The 14,409-nt window shown below is 70.9% G+C and carries 16 protein-coding genes; 12 read left to right on the plus strand and 4 right to left on the minus strand.

All coding sequences use genetic code 11. The annotated features are described in order from the left end of the window. The 11 genes from AC1DQF_RS18625 to AC1DQF_RS18675 form a co-directional block, all read left to right on the plus strand. On the plus strand, window positions 1-450 hold a 450-nt coding region (locus AC1DQF_RS18625; protein ID WP_477526722.1), incomplete at its 5' end, for an ATP-binding cassette domain-containing protein. A gap of 14 nt (window positions 451-464) precedes the next feature. Beyond that, window positions 465-1,604, plus strand: a complete 1,140-nt coding sequence (locus AC1DQF_RS18630; protein ID WP_477526723.1) for a Gfo/Idh/MocA family protein — start codon at window positions 465-467, stop codon at window positions 1,602-1,604. Next, complete coding sequence (locus AC1DQF_RS18635; RefSeq protein WP_477526724.1) at window positions 1,601-2,782, plus strand: dihydrodipicolinate synthase family protein; 1,182 nt, start codon at window positions 1,601-1,603, stop codon at window positions 2,780-2,782. The genes AC1DQF_RS18630 and AC1DQF_RS18635 overlap by 4 nt, the downstream gene beginning before the upstream one ends. Next, window positions 2,779-3,690, plus strand: a complete 912-nt coding sequence (locus AC1DQF_RS18640; RefSeq protein WP_477526725.1) for a sugar phosphate isomerase/epimerase family protein — start codon at window positions 2,779-2,781, stop codon at window positions 3,688-3,690. Before AC1DQF_RS18635 ends, AC1DQF_RS18640 begins: the two co-directional genes overlap by 4 nt. 54 nt (window positions 3,691-3,744) lie before the next feature. Then, a complete protein-coding gene (locus tag AC1DQF_RS18645) occupies window positions 3,745-4,452 on the plus strand; it encodes a hypothetical protein (protein ID WP_477526726.1) in 708 nt (235 codons plus the stop codon). Between the two features lie 113 nt (window positions 4,453-4,565). After that, on the plus strand, window positions 4,566-6,854 hold the full coding sequence (locus AC1DQF_RS18650) for a PQQ-dependent sugar dehydrogenase (RefSeq protein WP_477526727.1): 2,289 nt from the start codon (window positions 4,566-4,568) through the stop codon (window positions 6,852-6,854). 463 nt (window positions 6,855-7,317) lie between these two features. Then, window positions 7,318-8,394: a glycoside hydrolase family 16 protein gene (locus tag AC1DQF_RS18655; protein ID WP_477526728.1), complete on the plus strand. Its 1,077-nt coding sequence runs from the start codon at window positions 7,318-7,320 to the stop codon at window positions 8,392-8,394. Window positions 8,395-8,484: 90 nt separating this feature from the next. Further along, window positions 8,485-9,252 carry an amino acid ABC transporter ATP-binding protein gene (locus AC1DQF_RS18660; protein ID WP_477526737.1) on the plus strand — a complete coding sequence of 256 codons (768 nt, stop codon included), beginning with the start codon at window positions 8,485-8,487 and terminating at the stop codon, window positions 9,250-9,252. Between the two features lie 30 nt (window positions 9,253-9,282). Next, window positions 9,283-10,170, plus strand: a complete 888-nt coding sequence (locus AC1DQF_RS18665; protein WP_477526729.1) for a glutamate ABC transporter substrate-binding protein — start codon at window positions 9,283-9,285, stop codon at window positions 10,168-10,170. A gap of 104 nt (window positions 10,171-10,274) precedes the next feature. Next, window positions 10,275-10,958, plus strand: a complete 684-nt coding sequence (locus AC1DQF_RS18670) for an amino acid ABC transporter permease (protein WP_477526730.1) — start codon at window positions 10,275-10,277, stop codon at window positions 10,956-10,958. Continuing rightward, the gene (locus tag AC1DQF_RS18675) at window positions 10,958-11,818 is read left to right on the plus strand and encodes an amino acid ABC transporter permease (protein ID WP_477526731.1); all 861 of its coding nucleotides are present in this window, start codon (window positions 10,958-10,960) and stop codon (window positions 11,816-11,818) included. The genes AC1DQF_RS18670 and AC1DQF_RS18675 overlap by 1 nt, the downstream gene beginning before the upstream one ends. Before the next feature lie 29 nt (window positions 11,819-11,847). Here the strand turns inward: AC1DQF_RS18675 and AC1DQF_RS18680 are convergent, their stop codons facing one another. Genes AC1DQF_RS18680 through AC1DQF_RS18690 form a run of 3 tightly spaced genes read right to left on the minus strand, consistent with a single transcriptional unit; the run spans window position 11,848 to window position 13,517 of the window. Then, window positions 11,848-12,318, minus strand: a complete 471-nt coding sequence (locus tag AC1DQF_RS18680; protein ID WP_477526732.1) for a hotdog fold domain-containing protein — start codon at window positions 12,316-12,318, stop codon at window positions 11,848-11,850. 48 nt (window positions 12,319-12,366) lie between these two features. After that, a complete protein-coding gene (locus tag AC1DQF_RS18685; protein WP_477526733.1) occupies window positions 12,367-12,744 on the minus strand; it encodes a VOC family protein in 378 nt (125 codons plus the stop codon). Beyond that, window positions 12,741-13,517: a trans-aconitate 2-methyltransferase gene (locus tag AC1DQF_RS18690; protein WP_477526734.1), complete on the minus strand. Its 777-nt coding sequence runs from the start codon at window positions 13,515-13,517 to the stop codon at window positions 12,741-12,743. Before AC1DQF_RS18690 ends, AC1DQF_RS18685 begins: the two co-directional genes overlap by 4 nt. Window positions 13,518-13,611: 94 nt before the next feature. Here AC1DQF_RS18690 and AC1DQF_RS18695 point away from each other — a divergent pair, with 94 nt between their 5' ends. Then, window positions 13,612-14,109 carry a MarR family winged helix-turn-helix transcriptional regulator gene (locus AC1DQF_RS18695; RefSeq protein ID WP_477526735.1) on the plus strand — a complete coding sequence of 166 codons (498 nt, stop codon included), beginning with the start codon at window positions 13,612-13,614 and terminating at the stop codon, window positions 14,107-14,109. 7 nt (window positions 14,110-14,116) lie between these two features. Here AC1DQF_RS18695 and AC1DQF_RS18700 read toward each other — a convergent pair. Next, window positions 14,117-14,409, minus strand: a 293-nt coding sequence (locus AC1DQF_RS18700; protein ID WP_477526736.1) for an ABC transporter C-terminal domain-containing protein, incomplete at its 5' end; no start/stop codon positions are given.

The following is a 14,409-nucleotide window of genomic DNA, read 5'->3' on the forward strand; positions in this document are numbered from 1 at the left end:
GCGGAGAACGTCCTGCTCGGGGCCTACTCCGTCAAGGACAAGTCCGTCGTCGCCGACCGGGTCGACTTCGTCAAGACGCTGTTCCCCGTCGTCGCCGAGCGATGGACCGCCCTCGCCGGCGCCCTGTCCGGAGGCCAGCAGAAGCAGGTGGAGTTCGCCCGCTCGCTGATGGTCAGCCCCCAGGTCGTGCTCCTCGACGAGCCGTCCATGGGCCTGGACCCCAAGGCCACCGGCACCGTCTTCGAGCAGGTGGTGCGCATGCGCGACGCCGGCACCGCGGTGCTGCTCGTCGAGCAGAACGCCCGCCGGGCCCTCGAGACCGCAGACCTCGGCTGCGTCCTCGACCTCGGGCGGGTGCACATCTCCGGCCCGGCCGACGAGCTGCTCCGCGACCCCCAGCTGGCCGAGCTCTACCTGGGCGGTCGTCCCTCGACGACCCCCACGACCTGATCCAGGAGAACCCCGTGTCCGACACGACCTACCGCATCCTCATGAACGGCGTCACCGGCCGGATGGGCTACCGCCAGCACCTGCTGCGCTCCATCCTGGCCATCCGCGACGACGGCGGCATCGCCCTTCCCGACGGCACCCGGCTCCAGGTGGAGCCGGTGCTGCTGGGCCGCAACACCGACAAGCTCGCCCGGATGGCCGACCAGCACGGCATCGCCGACTTCTCCACCGACCTCGACACCGCACTCGCGGAGGACCCGGCCCCGATCTACTTCGACGCCCAGGTCACCAGCGAGCGCAAGAAGGCGATCCTCAAGGCCGCGGCCGCGGGCAAGCACGTCTACACCGAGAAGCCGATCGCCGAGTCCGTCGAGGAGGGCAACGAGCTCGTCGACGCCGCCGCCCGGCACGGCATCATCAACGGCGTCGTGCACGACAAGCTCTACCTGCCGGGCCTGGTGAAGCTCAAGCGCCTCGTGGACTCCGGGTTCTTCGGCCGCATCCTCTCGGTGCGCGGCGAGTTCGGCTACTGGGTCTTCGAGGGCGACCACCTCCCGGCCCAGCGGCCCAGCTGGAACTACCGCGCCGAGGACGGCGGCGGGATGGTCCTGGACATGTTCTGCCACTGGAACTACGTCCTGGAGAACCTCTTCGGCGCCGTCGAGGCGGTCACCGCCAAGGCCGTCACGCACATCCCGGAGCGCTGGGACGAGCAGGGCGAGCGGTACGACGCCACGGCCGACGACGCGGCGTACGCGATCTTCGAGCTGGCCGGCGGGATCATCGCCCAGGTCAACTCGAGCTGGGCGGTGCGCGTGGAGCGCAAGGAGCTCGTGGAGTTCCAGGTCGACGGCACCCACGGGTCGGCGGTCGCCGGACTGTTCAACTGCCGCATCCAGCCGCGCGAGTCGACGCCCATGCCGGTGTGGAACCCCGACCTCCCCACCACCGAGGACTTCCGCGGTCAGTGGCGCGAGATCCCCGACAACCAGGAGTTCTCCAACGGCTTCCGCGCCCAGTGGGAGCAGTTCCTGCTCGACGTCCACCACGGACGCCAGCACCCCTACGACTTCGCCGCCGGCGTACGAGGGCTGCAGCTCGTCGACGCCGGCCTCCAGTCCTCCGCCCAGGGCCGCCGGGTCGAGATGCGATGAGTGCCACCACCACCACCGCTCGCGCCACCGTCGGGATCCCGGGTCCCGACGGTGGGTGGCGCGAGGTGAAGCTCCGCGAGCCGCGGGCGTGGCAGCCGCGACCCAGGGGCTCGACCAGCCGCGTCGCCTTCGCGGCGGCGCACGTCGTGGCCGACCCTCGCGGCGAGAACGTCCCCGGCGCGCCCGCGGTCATCGACTGGGACTCCACGCTGGCCTTCCGCGCACACCTCTTCTCCCACGGCTTCGGCGTCGCGGAGGCGATGGACACGGCGCAGCGCAACATGGGCCTCGACTGGCCGGCCGTGCAGGAGCTGGTCCGGCGCAGCGCCGCCCAGGCCCGCGAGCACGGGGCCAGGATCGCGTCGGGCGCCGGCACCGACCACGCCACCTCGCTGTCCTCGCTCGCCGAGGTCCGCGAGGCCTACCTCGAACAGGTGGCGTACGTCGAGTCGTGCGGCTCGCAGGTCGTCGTCATGGCCTCACGGCACCTCGCCGCCCTGGCCCGCACCCCCGACGACTACCTGGGCGTCTACGACGCCGTGCTGGGCCAGGTCCGCGAGCCCGTCGTGCTGCACTGGCTGGGCGAGGCCTTCGACCCCCACCTCCGCGGCTACTGGGGCAGCGCCGAGGTGGAAGCGGCCACCGCCACCTTCCTCGACCTGGTCCGAGCGCACGCCGACCGGGTCGACGGCGTCAAGGTCTCGCTCCTCTCCGCCGACCACGAGAAGGGCCTGCGGTCGGCCCTGCCCGACGGGGTACGCCTCTACACCGGGGATGACTTCAACTACCCCGAGCTGATCCGCGGGGACGGCACCCACCACTCCGACGCCCTGCTCGGCGCCTTCGCGGCGATCGCACCGGCGGCCTCGGCGGCCCTCGCCGCGCTCGACGAGGGCGACCTCGCGACGTACGACGCGGAGATGGCCCCCACCCTGCCCCTCTCGCGCCACGTCTTCGAGGCGCCCACCTACCACTACAAGACCGGCATCGCGTTCCTGTCGTGGCTCAGCGGCCACCAGCCCGGGTTCACCATGGTCGGTGGCCTCCAGTCGGCACGCAGCGCCGTGCACCTGGGACGGCTCTTCGAGCTGGCCAACGACGCCCGGCTGCTGCCCGACCCCGACCTGGCCGCGTACCGCCTCGGGGTGTGGCTCGAGGGCGCGGGGATCACCCGATGACGACGACCGGCCGGAGCACGGCGACCGACGTCCCCAGCGGGATGCCCGCCCGGGTCGCCACGCCGGCCCCCGGCGATCCCCGGCTGGCGAGGCTCTCGCTCAACCAGAAGACCGTCGACGGCTGGTCCCTGCGCGAGGCCATCGACGGCTGCGTCGCGGCGGGTGTCCCGTCGCTGGGCGCCTGGCGAGAGCCGGTCGCCGACGTGGGCGTGACCACGGCTGCCGGGTGGCTTCGCGAGGCCGGTCTGCGGGTCTCCTCGGTGTGCCGGGGCGGCTTCTTCACGACGCCCGACGAGGGTGAGCAGCGCACGCGCCACGACGACAACCGACGGGCCCTCGACGAGGCGGCCGAGCTCGGTGCCCCGTGCTTGGTGCTCGTCCCGGGCGGCCTGCCTGCCGGCGACCGCGACCTGGGCGGCGCCCGCGCCCGGGCTGCCGCTGCCGTCGAGGCCCTGGTGCCGCACGCCCTCGACGTCGGGGTCCGGCTCGCCATCGAGCCGATGCACCCCGTCTTCGCCGCGGACCGTGGCGTCATCTCCACGCTGGGCCAGGCGCTCGACCTGGCCGAGCCGCTGCCGGTCGAGGCCGTCGGTGTCGTCGTCGACACGTTCCACGTCTGGTGGGAGCCGGGCGTCGAGGAGCAGATCGCCCGCGCCGGAGATCGCATCGCGAGCTACCAGGTGTGCGAGTGGATCACCCCRCTACCGGCCGACACGCTTCTCTCGCGCGGGATGATGGGCGACGGACACATCGACTTCGGACACCTCACCGCGTGCGTGACGGCCGCCGGCTACCGCGGCGACGTCGAGGTCGAGATCTTCAACGCCGACGTGTGGGCCGCTGACGGCCACGCCGTCCTGGCCAGCCTCGCCCGCCGCTACGTCGAGCTCGTGGAGCCCCACCTCTGACCCACGGCTCCCCCGGTGCACCCACTCACACCAACTCGGAAAGGACGTGAGCACATGCAGCACAGACGGAGGACGACCGCGCTCGCGACGGTCATGGCGGCGGGGACGGTGGCCCTGGGGCCGGCGCTCCCGGCGGGAGCCGCCGTGGACGCCGGAGCAGCGCCGGAGCAGGTGCACGTCGTCGCGCCCGCGACGCCGCAGCACTGGGACCCGCTGACCGACGACCTGTGGGACTACCGGGGCAACCAGCTGGTGCTCACCCGGGCCGGGAGCAACCCGAACGACGGCGTACGCCGTCCGTTCGAGTACGCGATCRTCACGAAGGGTCCCGAGCTCACCGACGTCGCCATCGACGCCGAGGTCCGTCTCGACGAGCCCGTCAGCGTGAGCAACCGCGACGTGATCGTCGTGTGGAACTACCAGGGGCCGAAGCGCTTCTACTACGCGCACTTCTCCCAGGACAACACCATCTATCCCCACAACGGGATCTTCGTCGTCGACAACGCCGACCGCCGCCGCATCGACGACCAGTGGAACGGATCGGTGGGCGCACCTCCCGCCGTCACCGACGCCGCGTGGCACGACGTGCGGGTCGAGTACGACGCCGACAGCGGCGCGATCGCGGCGTACGTCGACGGGGCGGCGGAGCCCCTGATGACCGCCACCGACACCACCTTCGCCGGAGGCCGGGTCGGCTTCGGCTCGTTCGACAACTACGGCCGGGCCCGCCACGTGCGGGTGACGGGGACACCGGCCCCCTGAGATCCGCGCTGGTCCCCGTGGCAGAGCCCGGGGACCAGCGAGGGCTGTCCCGACCGTGCAGGGCCGGGGCAGCAGCTGTGCTACCAACCACCCACCACAGTAGGGACACACCCATGCGAAGCACACGCTGGCGGGTCGCCGTGTCGGCCCTGGCCGTCACCGCCGCGACCCTGGCACCCCTGAGCATCACGTCCACGCCGACCGCCATCGGGTCGGGGCCGGGCGCACCGTCGATACCGCCGGACCCCGTGCCGGGCACGCTGGGCCTCGTCCTCGAGGAGGTCGCCCAGCTGCCTGCGTCCGACCCGACGCCCGCACCGACCGACGCCCGGCTGATGCGCCACAACCGCATCAACTACATCGGCGAGGTGCCCGACGGCTCGGGGCGCCTCTACGTCCCGGACCTCAACGGCCCGCTCTACCTGCTGCACGACGGGGCGCAGACCCGCTACCTCGACATCAGGTCGCAGTTCCCCGACTTCTTCTCGGGGCGCGGCATGGGCTCGGGCTTCGGCTTCGTCGCCTTCCACCCGGAGTTCGCGGAGAACGGCAAGTTCTACACCGTCCACACCGAGAACCAGAACGCGATCAGGACCAAGACGCCGACCTACCCCAACCAGCCGAACGCGTTCGTGCAGAGCGTCGTCACCGAGTGGACAGCGACCGACCCGGCCGCCGACACGTTCAGCGGCACGTCGCGCGAGATGTTCCGCTTCGGCTTCACCGAGCAGATCCACGCCATCCAGCAGATCGACTTCAACCCCACCGCCCAGCCGGGTGACGACGACTACGGCCTGCTCTACCTCGCCGTCGGCGACGGCGGCAACGGCGTGCGCAGCACCGTGCCGCACGACCTCGACACCCCCGCGGGCAAGATCCTGCGGATCGACCCGCTCGGCACCGACGCCCCCAACGGCCAGTACGGCATCCCCGACACGAACCCGTGGGTCGGCCAGGCGGGCGCGCTCGGCGAGATCTGGGCCATCGGCATGCGGGACCCGCACCGCTTCAGCTGGGACCTCGGCGCCAAGCACGAGATGTACCTCGGCCACATCGGCCAGCGCGCCATCGAGGCAGTCTACGAGGTCGACGCCGGCGACGACTTCGGCTGGCCCGACGTGGAGTCGCGGCTGGACTACCAGAACGACACCCAGTGCCGGCTCGACCCGATGACCGCGGAGCAGGCTGCGGCGGGGTACGACTTCCCGGTCGCGTCGTACGCCCACGACACGCCGGCCAACTGGAGCTGCAACGCCGACTCCGGCCACGCCATCTCCGGCGGGCTGGTCCATCGTGGCGACCTGCCGGGCCTGAACGGAAAGTACGTGTTCGGCGACCTCGTCGAGGGCAAGGTCTTCTACACCGTCGCGGCGCAGATGCGTGACGACCAGGACCGCGAGGCCACGGTCCACGAGATGCAGCTCTTCACCACCGACGGGACCCGGGTGCGGATGACCGACCTCGTCGGCGACGGGCGCGTCGACCTGCGCTTCGGCACCGACTCCGACCGCAACCTCTACCTGCTGGCCAAGGCCAACGGGACGATCTGGAAGGTCGTCGACACCCGGAACGCACCGTGGCCCCAGGACGTCGAGCCGTCGCTGCGCAAGGACCTCGTCGCGTCGTACGACTTCGAGCACCCCTTCGGCGCCAACGACTCCTACGAGGAGGACCAGGGCGGCAGCCGCACGCTGATCCGGCTGGTCAACGGCGGCGACCGGATGCGCGTGGAGGACGGGGCCTACCCGGGGTCCAACAACGCCCTCCAGCTGCACAGCGCAGCGGAGTCCCCGACCAGCACCGCCTGGAAGGCCGGCGCCTACGAGTCCGACGCCGACGGGGTGGCGTCCCTGTCCAGGTTCAACGACGCGACCGGCGCGACGGTGATGGGCTGGTTCAAGATGACCGGCCAGAACCCCACGGCGGGGTACAACGCGATCGGTCTGGCCGGCGTGCTCACGGGCAACTCCGACGGGCACGGCGTGCGAGCCCTGCTCGAGCTGATCCAGGTCAACGGCGAGCTGCGGCTGGTCGCCCTGGGCCGACGCATCGACACCGGCAGCTCCTGGACGTACGCCGCCTCGCAGGACTGGCGTGAGCTGCTCCCGCAGGGCGAGTGGGTCCACCTGGCCGCGACGTTCGACTACGACGACGGGTCCATGGCGCTCTTCCGCAACGGTGAGAAGGTCGACGGCTTCTACACCGCCACCAACGACCCGTGGAAGGTGGACGGCACCGGCACGTCCGCCACCAACCCCCGCGGGATCAAGATCGGCGGCTCGTTCCCGCAGAACGGCGACGAGCGCAACCCGTGCAACTGCCGCATGGACGCGCTGATGTTCCTCGACGACGTGGCCTCCGCGTCGGAGGTGGCGCGGCAGTACCGCCGATTCCTCCGGTGATGACCGACCACCGCGCCTAGGACGCGCGGACCCGACCACCTCCGGGGCGCAGGCACCACGCCTGCGCCCCGGACGTGTGTCCACGACCCGACAGGTGAGCACGTCCATACCGGCCTCATCCATTTTGGGCACCGCTCCGGCCGGGCCCGGCTGCCGGAGCCGATGAGTCGCATCCTGCGAGGACGTGGGCGGGAGTCCGGTCCCGGCCACGAACCCTCCAGCAGGAGGCGCGATGCCCTCGCCCCTCATCCCCGCAACGACGCGATCCGCAGCGCTCCGACGAGCATCGCTGCGACGTACGGGCGCACGGCGATCACGGGTCCGACACGCAGTGCTCGCCTGCACCGCCCTGTGCACGACCGTGTGCACCTGCCTCGCCATGGCGCTGCCGGCCCACGCCGGATCGCCCCACGGATCCGGCGGGCCCGACGGGCCCCGTCGTGCCGCGGCCGTCCGTGAGGGGGTGGGCACCCTCGTCGCCCTGCCGCCGGTCGTCCAGACCGGCAGGTCGCCCGCGGCCCCTCCCGACTCCAGCCAGGTGGTGGCGACCTTCCGGCCGGTGCGACCGGGCCGGCCGGTGCTGCTGGACCGGGACACCCGCCACGGGTGGCGCACCGTCGGCACCACCCCCCAGGACCGGTCGGGCTCCGCTGCCTTCGACGTCGCGCCGGGCGTCTACCGGGCGCGGGTGGAGAGCACCGCACGCGCCACGGCCGCGGCCACCGGGCGCKTGCGCACCCGCACCTGGCAGACCTCCTTCGAGGACACCTTCGACGGCACCGCGCTGGACCCGTCGGTCTGGAACGACCAGGTGCGCCAGCACGAGAGCGTGTGGGCGCCGCGCACCTGCGGGCGCTCCGACCCCGCGGCCCGGTGGGTCGGCTCGGGTGTCCTGCACCTCGGCATCGCGCCCGATCCGGGGCTCGCCGGCACCACGTGCAGCTACTCCCACCCGACCGGCTCCGGGACGCACGACTTCTTCGTCTACTCGCAGGTCGCCACCGAGCACACCCGCTTCTTCCGCTACGGGATCTTCGCCGCCCGGATGAAGCTGCAACGCGCCCGCGGGATGCACTCCGCCTTCTGGATGCTGCCGCGCGATCGCAAGTTCGTGCTGGGCGACCCGTCCGCGGGGACGGAGGTCGACGTCATGGAGTACTACGGCGAGCGCGACCCCGGCCGCAGCGACATCGGCTCGTTCATCCACTACTACGACCAGGGCTGGGTGCCGGCCAGCCGGGGCGCGGTCTTCCCCGCTGCTCGCCGGGTCCTCGCGCACGACGAGGAGTGGTGGGACGAGTTCCACGTGTTCTCGGTCGAGTGGACGCCCGAGGCGTACGTGTTCCGCGTCGACGGCCGGGAGTACTACCGCGAGGCCGAGGCCGTCTCCCAGGCCGAGCACTACCTCGTGCTGTCCATGCAGGCGGTCGACTACGAGCTCGACGACCTCAGCCCCGACGAGTACGGCGACACCGCACAGGTCGACTGGGTCCGGGTGTACGACGCCACCTCCGGCACGTCGCGGCCGCGGGATCGCTGAGCGGCCTCGTTCCGGTCACGATTGCACGTGATGACCAGGCTCTGATGGCCCGAAAGGGCCATGGACCTATAGGTTTCGCCCATGACGACGATGGAGCACGGGTCCGTCAGCGCCGGTCGTGGGGAACCACTGGTCGTGCTGGACGGGGTGCAGAAGTACTTCGGCCAGATGCAGGCCCTCAAGGACATCGCGCTCACCGTCACGCGCGGTGAGGTCGTCGTGGTGATCGGCCCCTCCGGGTCCGGCAAGTCCACGCTGTGCCGCACCATCAACCGGCTCGAGACGATCGACGAGGGCACGATCACCCTCGACGGCCAGCCGTTGCCGGCCGAGGGCAAGGCGCTCGCCGCCCTCCGCGCCGAGGTCGGCATGGTCTTCCAGAGCTTCAACCTCTTCGCCCACAAGACCATCCTCGAGAACGTCACCCTCGGCCCGGTCAAGGTCCGCGGACTCGGCAAGGCGGAGGCCGAGAAGAAGGCCCGCGAGCTCCTCGACCGCGTCGGCGTGGGCCACCAGGCCGACAAGTACCCCGCCCAGCTCTCCGGCGGCCAGCAGCAGCGCGTGGCCATCGCCCGCGCCCTGGCCATGGAGCCCAAGGTGATGCTCTTCGACGAGCCGACCTCGGCGCTCGACCCSGAGATGATCAMSGAGGTCCTCGACGTCATGGTCGACCTCGCCCAGGGCGGCATGACGATGATCGTGGTCACCCACGAGATGGGCTTCGCGCGTACGGCGGCGGACCGGGTGGTCTTCATGGCCGACGGCGCCATCGTCGAGGAGAACACCCCCGAGGAGTTCTTCACCCACCCCCAGTCGGATCGGGCCAAGGACTTCCTCGGCAAGATCCTGAAGCACTGAACCGACCCACCAACACGAGGGAGCAGCAGCATGCGATTCATCCGTACCAAGGCAGTGGTGGCCGGGCTCGGCCTGGCCCTGAGCCTGGCGGCCTGCGGCGACGCGGGCTCCGACTCCGAGTCGGTCGACGTCGAGGTCACCGACGACGCCACCTTCGACGCGGGCACCCGGATGGCCGAGCTCGCCGACCAGGGCACGATCAACGTCGGCGTGAAGTACGACCAGCCCGGCCTCGGCTTCAACGAGACCGGCTCCGACATGCCCACCGGCTTCGACGTCGACATCGCCAAGATCCTCGTCGCCAGCCTCGGCATCGACCCGAACGACACCTCGAAGGTCAAGTACATCGAGACGATCTCCGACAACCGCGAGCCCTTCCTCCAGGAGGGCAAGGTCGACCTCGTGCTGGCGTCGTACTCCATCACCGACGAGCGCCGCCAGGTCGTCGGCCAGGCCGGCCCCTACATGGTCACGGGCCAGCAGCTGCTGGTGCCCGAGGACTCGGAGGCCACGGGTCCCGACGACCTGCAGGGCAAGGAGGTCTGCTCGGTGACGGGCTCGACCTCGCTCGACAACGCCAAGGCCGAGGGCATGAAGCCGGTCGGTTTCGACACGTACAGCCAGTGCGTCGACAAGGTGCTCGACGGCACCGTCGAGGCGATGACCACCGACGGCACCATCCTGGCCGGCTACGCGGCGCAGAACGAGGGCCAGCTCAAGGTCGTCGGCGACCCGTTCTCCGAGGAGCGCATCGGCGTCGGCTACTCCAAGGACAGCCCCGAGATGTGCCAGTGGATCACCGACACGCTGAAGGCGGCCGACGAGGACGGCAAGTGGGCCGAGGCCTTCGAGGCCAACCTGGGCGCCTCCGGCGTCGAGACGCCCGACTTCCCCGAGATGGACTCCTGCGAGTCCTGACCTGACGCGCCACTGACCGGTCCGGACCCGCGCACCGCGGGTCCGGGCCGATCACCGCAGGACCTGTGACCTTGCAGGACCGATCACCGTGAGAGAGGAGCGGCGTGAACGCCGTACTCGATAGCCTCCCCGACGTCTTCAAGGCGTTCGGCTACACCGTGCTGCTCTTCCTGGTGTCAGGGGTGTTCTCCCTCATCGGCGGCACGATCCTGGTGGCCATGCGCGTGGGCCCGATCGCGGTCCTCGACAAGGCGGCCCTGGTCTACGTCACGCTGGTGCGCAACACCCCCCTCCTCGCGGTCTTCTTCTTCTTCTCCTTCGCCGCTCCCAAGATCGGCCTCAACTTCAAGTGGGTCGACGTCCACATCGGGAGCTTCGACTTCACCTCGTTCTTCTCCACCGCAGTGGTGGCCCTCACGCTCTACACCTCGACGTTCGTGTGCGAGGCGATCCGCTCGGGCGTCAACGCCGTCCCGCTGGGGCAGGCGGAGGCAGCCCGGGCGATCGGCCTCCCCTTCGCGGGCGTGATGAGCCAGGTCGTGCTGCCGCAGGCGATCCGGGCCTCCGTACCGCCGGTGGCCAGTGCCCTGATCGCCCTGCTCAAGAACACGTCCGTGGCTGCCGTCTTCGGCGTCATCGAGGCCACCGCCCAGATGAAGGTCATGACCAACAACAACGCCGATGAGCGGTGGGGGATCTTCATCGCCTTCGCCATCGGGTACGTCGTGCTGGTCGAGCTCGTCTCGCTCGTCGCCAGCACCTTCGAACGACGCTGGAGGATCGCGTAATGGCTTCAGGAGTCCTCTTCGACGCGCCGGGGCCCAGGACGGTCGCCCGGCACCGCATCTACACGATCGTCGCCGTGGTCGCGCTCGTCGCGCTCGTCGCCTACGCCGTCAAGCGGCTCTACGACGCCGGTCAGTTCGAGTACGCCCTGTGGGAGCCGTTCGTCACGCCCAACATCATGCGGGCGATCGGCCAGGCCTGGCTGGACACGCTGTCGATGGCCGTCCTGGCCGTGCTCGGCGCCCTGGTCTTCGGCCTCGTCTTCGGCGTGGGCAAGCTCTCCGAGCACGCGGCGGTGCGCTGGTTCAGCTGGCTGATCGTGGAGTTCTTCCGGGCGGTGCCGGTCATCATGTTGATGATCTTCTCGTTCTACGCCATCTTCAACAGCATGGCGATCGAGGACGGCGCCTACTGGTCGGTGGTCCTGTCGCTCACGGTCTACAACGGCGCGGTGCTCGCCGAGGTGTTCCGCGCCGGCATCAACGCCGTCCCGCGCGGCCAGGCCGAGGCGGCGTACGCGATCGGGATGCGCAAGTCCCAGGTGATGAACGTGATCCTGCTGCCCCAGGCGGTGAAGATCATGATCCCGGCCATCATCAGCCAGATGGTGGTGGCGCTCAAGGACACCAGCCTGATCCTGATCGTCTACGGCGTCGGCCTCACCAAGATCCTCAAGTCGTTGCCGCTGAGCTTCAACAACATCGTGCCCACCACGATCGTGATCTCGGGCCTCTACGTCGTGACCAACCTCGCCCTCACCTACCTCGCCACCCGGGCGCAGCGGCGTTTCGTGGGCGAGAAGGAGATGCTGCAGGTCAGCAACGTGGCCGAGCAGCCCAGCAGCGCCGCCACGATCGTCTGAGGCTGCCCGCCCGCTCGAGAGCCGGTCGACTAGGGCCGCTGCGGCCTCTCGGTGACCCACAGCCGGATGACGCCCTCGATGACGACCGTGCCGTCACGCCGTACGCCGCGCACCCGCACGCCGACCTCGGGGTCGTCGCCGGTCCACTGCTCGGGGTCGGTCTCGGCGATGCAGGTGACGTCGGAGTCGGCCTTGGCCGTGTAGGCCACCTCCATCCCCTTGGGGATCCACCGCTTGTGCGCGGGGATGCTCACCTCGGCGAGCGCTCCCATCGCGGCCTCGAGGCCGTTGCACAGCGCGATCGCGTGCACTGTCCCGATGTGGTTGTGCACCGACCGGCGCTTGCGGATGACCAGCTCGGCATGGTTGGGCCGGAGCGCGGTGAAGCGCGGGTGGATGGAGGCGAAGTACGGCGCCTTCTGCGAGAACATCGTCGAGAAGATCCGCTGGCCCTGGGGCAGCTTGGTGGTGGTGTTCCAGAGGTCGAGGACGCGGGGCATGCCCACACCTTACCGGTCGGTAACTTCAGATGGCAGCGCCACCGCTCCTCAACTCGACTGCAGGAGCTCCACCCGGTTGCCGTGGCCGTCGAAGCAGTGGCACCACACGTGGCCCGGGAAGGTGTCGCGCTGCGCGTGGTCGACCTCGAAGCCGAGGGCCTCGAGCCGGGCCGCCGTGGCCTCCACGTCCTCGACGAGCAGGGCCGGGTGCGCCTTGCGGGCCGGCACGAAGGGGTCCTCGACGCCGACGTGGAGCTCGGCGGTGACGTCACCGGCGGCGCCGTACGCCCGGAACCAGGCACCGCCGCGTGCCCGGAGGCCGGCCGGCTTCTCGACCTCGGTCATGCCCAGCCCCTCGGCCCAGAAGCGGCGCGCGAGGTCCTCGCCACCGGCCGGGCAGGCCACCTGCACGTGGTGGAGCCTCATGACGAGACGCCCCCGCCGACCCGGGCGACGACGAAGACCCGGCGGAACGGCAGCACGACCCCGTGGCCGTCGTCGGGGTAGGCGCGACGCAGCCGCGCACCGAGCTCGTCCTCGAACTCCCTGCGCAGACCCTCCGGGAGCGCGTCCAGCACCGGCCTGGCGCTGGTGCCGGAGACCCAGGCCAGCACGGGATCCGGTCCGTGGAGGACGTGCAGGTACGTCGTCTCCCAGGCGTCCACCTCACAGCCGAGCGCCTGCAGGGCACGCAGGTAGACGCCCGGGTCGTGCGAGGAGGGGGTCGCGACGTCCCGCACGTGGTCGACGTAGGCCGTCTCGGCCGTCAGCTCGGCACGGATCGTGTGGCTCGGCTCGTCGAAGTTGCCCGGCACCTGGAAGGCGAGCCACCCGCCCGGGACGACGTGGCCCACGAGCCGGTGCAGCAGCTCGAGGTGTCCCGGCACCCACTGGAGCGTCGCGTTGGAGACCAGCACGTCGACCGGCTGGCCGGGTGCCCACACCCTCAGGTCCGCGACCTCGAACGACACCCCGGGCGCTCGCGCGGCGGCAACCATCTCGGGGCTGGCATCGATCCCGCGGACGTCGGATCCCGGCCATCGCGCGGCGAGCATCGCCGTGAGGTTGCCCGGCCCGCAGCCCAGGTCGACCACCCGCCGCGGGTTGACGGCGCCGACGCGACCCACCAGGTCGACGAAGGGGCGGCCACGCTCGTCGGCGTACGCCAAGTACTTCTGGGGGTCCCACCGGTGCGCCATGTCGACTCCTCCGCGGCTTATCTCGACGTCAAGATATGTTGTCCCGGAATTCTCTTGATGTCAAGATTCTCGACGGATCTGGCAGACTGCCGCCATGCGTGACGAGGTGGACTCCCTGGTGGAGGCGTGGGCGCGCGAGCGCGGCGACCTCGACCTGGGGCCGGTCGAGGTCTTCAGCCGCATCAGCCGGCTGTCGCGTCACCTCGACCTGGCCCGCAGGGCGGCGTTCACCACGCACGGCATCGAGTCGTGGGAGTTCGACGTGCTGGCCGCGCTGCGACGCGCCGGGTCGCCGTACGAGCTCTCCCCCGGACGGCTCCTCCGCGAGACGCTCGTGACCAGCGGCACCATGACCAACCGGGTCGACCGGCTGGCCTCGCGAGGCTTCGTGGAGCGGCTGCCCGACCCGCACGACCGGCGCGGCGTGCTCGTGCGACTGACCGCGGAGGGCAAGGCGACCGTCGACGGGGCGTTCGGCGCCCTGCTCGGCGCCGAGGCCGCCCTGCTGGACGGTCTGCCGCCCCGGGAACGGGCCACCCTGGCCCGGCTGCTGCGCACGCTGCTGGCGCCATTCAACGCCGACGACGCGTAGCCCCGGTCTACTCGAGCGACTCCGAGACCTCGAGCCACTCCATCTCGAGCTCGTCCTTCTCGGCCTGCAGCGCACTGAGCTCGGCGCCGACCCGGGCGAGCAGGTCGTAGTCGGTGAGGTTGGCGGCCATGTCGGCGTGCAGCACGGTCTCCCGCTCGGCGATCCGCGCGAGCCGCTTGTCGATGCGGGCCAGGGCCTTGCGGGCGACACGTTCCTCGGCGCTGCCCGAGCGCGACCGGGGCGCGGCGCCGGCGGCGCCTGCAGAGGCGGCCGACGAGGGGCCGGTGGACGGCGCCGACG

It is taken from the genome of Nocardioides sp. P4_G4, assembly GCF_056401085.1.

What these genes read in the sequence shown, in the direction of transcription:
- AC1DQF_RS18690 (WP_477526734.1), bottom strand. Translation starts at nt 13,517, where the DNA reads ATGGCGCACCGGTGGGACCCCCAGAAGTACTTGGCGTACGCCGACGAG.
- AC1DQF_RS18665 (WP_477526729.1), top strand. Translation starts at nt 9,283, where the DNA reads ATGCGATTCATCCGTACCAAGGCAGTGGTGGCCGGGCTCGGCCTGGCC.
- AC1DQF_RS18650 (WP_477526727.1), top strand. Translation starts at nt 4,566, where the DNA reads ATGCGAAGCACACGCTGGCGGGTCGCCGTGTCGGCCCTGGCCGTCACC.
- AC1DQF_RS18685 (WP_477526733.1), bottom strand. Translation starts at nt 12,744, where the DNA reads ATGAGGCTCCACCACGTGCAGGTGGCCTGCCCGGCCGGTGGCGAGGAC.
- AC1DQF_RS18635 (WP_477526724.1), top strand. Translation starts at nt 1,601, where the DNA reads ATGAGTGCCACCACCACCACCGCTCGCGCCACCGTCGGGATCCCGGGT.
- AC1DQF_RS18695 (WP_477526735.1), top strand. Translation starts at nt 13,612, where the DNA reads ATGCGTGACGAGGTGGACTCCCTGGTGGAGGCGTGGGCGCGCGAGCGC.
- AC1DQF_RS18675 (WP_477526731.1), top strand. Translation starts at nt 10,958, where the DNA reads ATGGCTTCAGGAGTCCTCTTCGACGCGCCGGGGCCCAGGACGGTCGCC.
- AC1DQF_RS18680 (WP_477526732.1), bottom strand. Translation starts at nt 12,318, where the DNA reads ATGCCCCGCGTCCTCGACCTCTGGAACACCACCACCAAGCTGCCCCAG.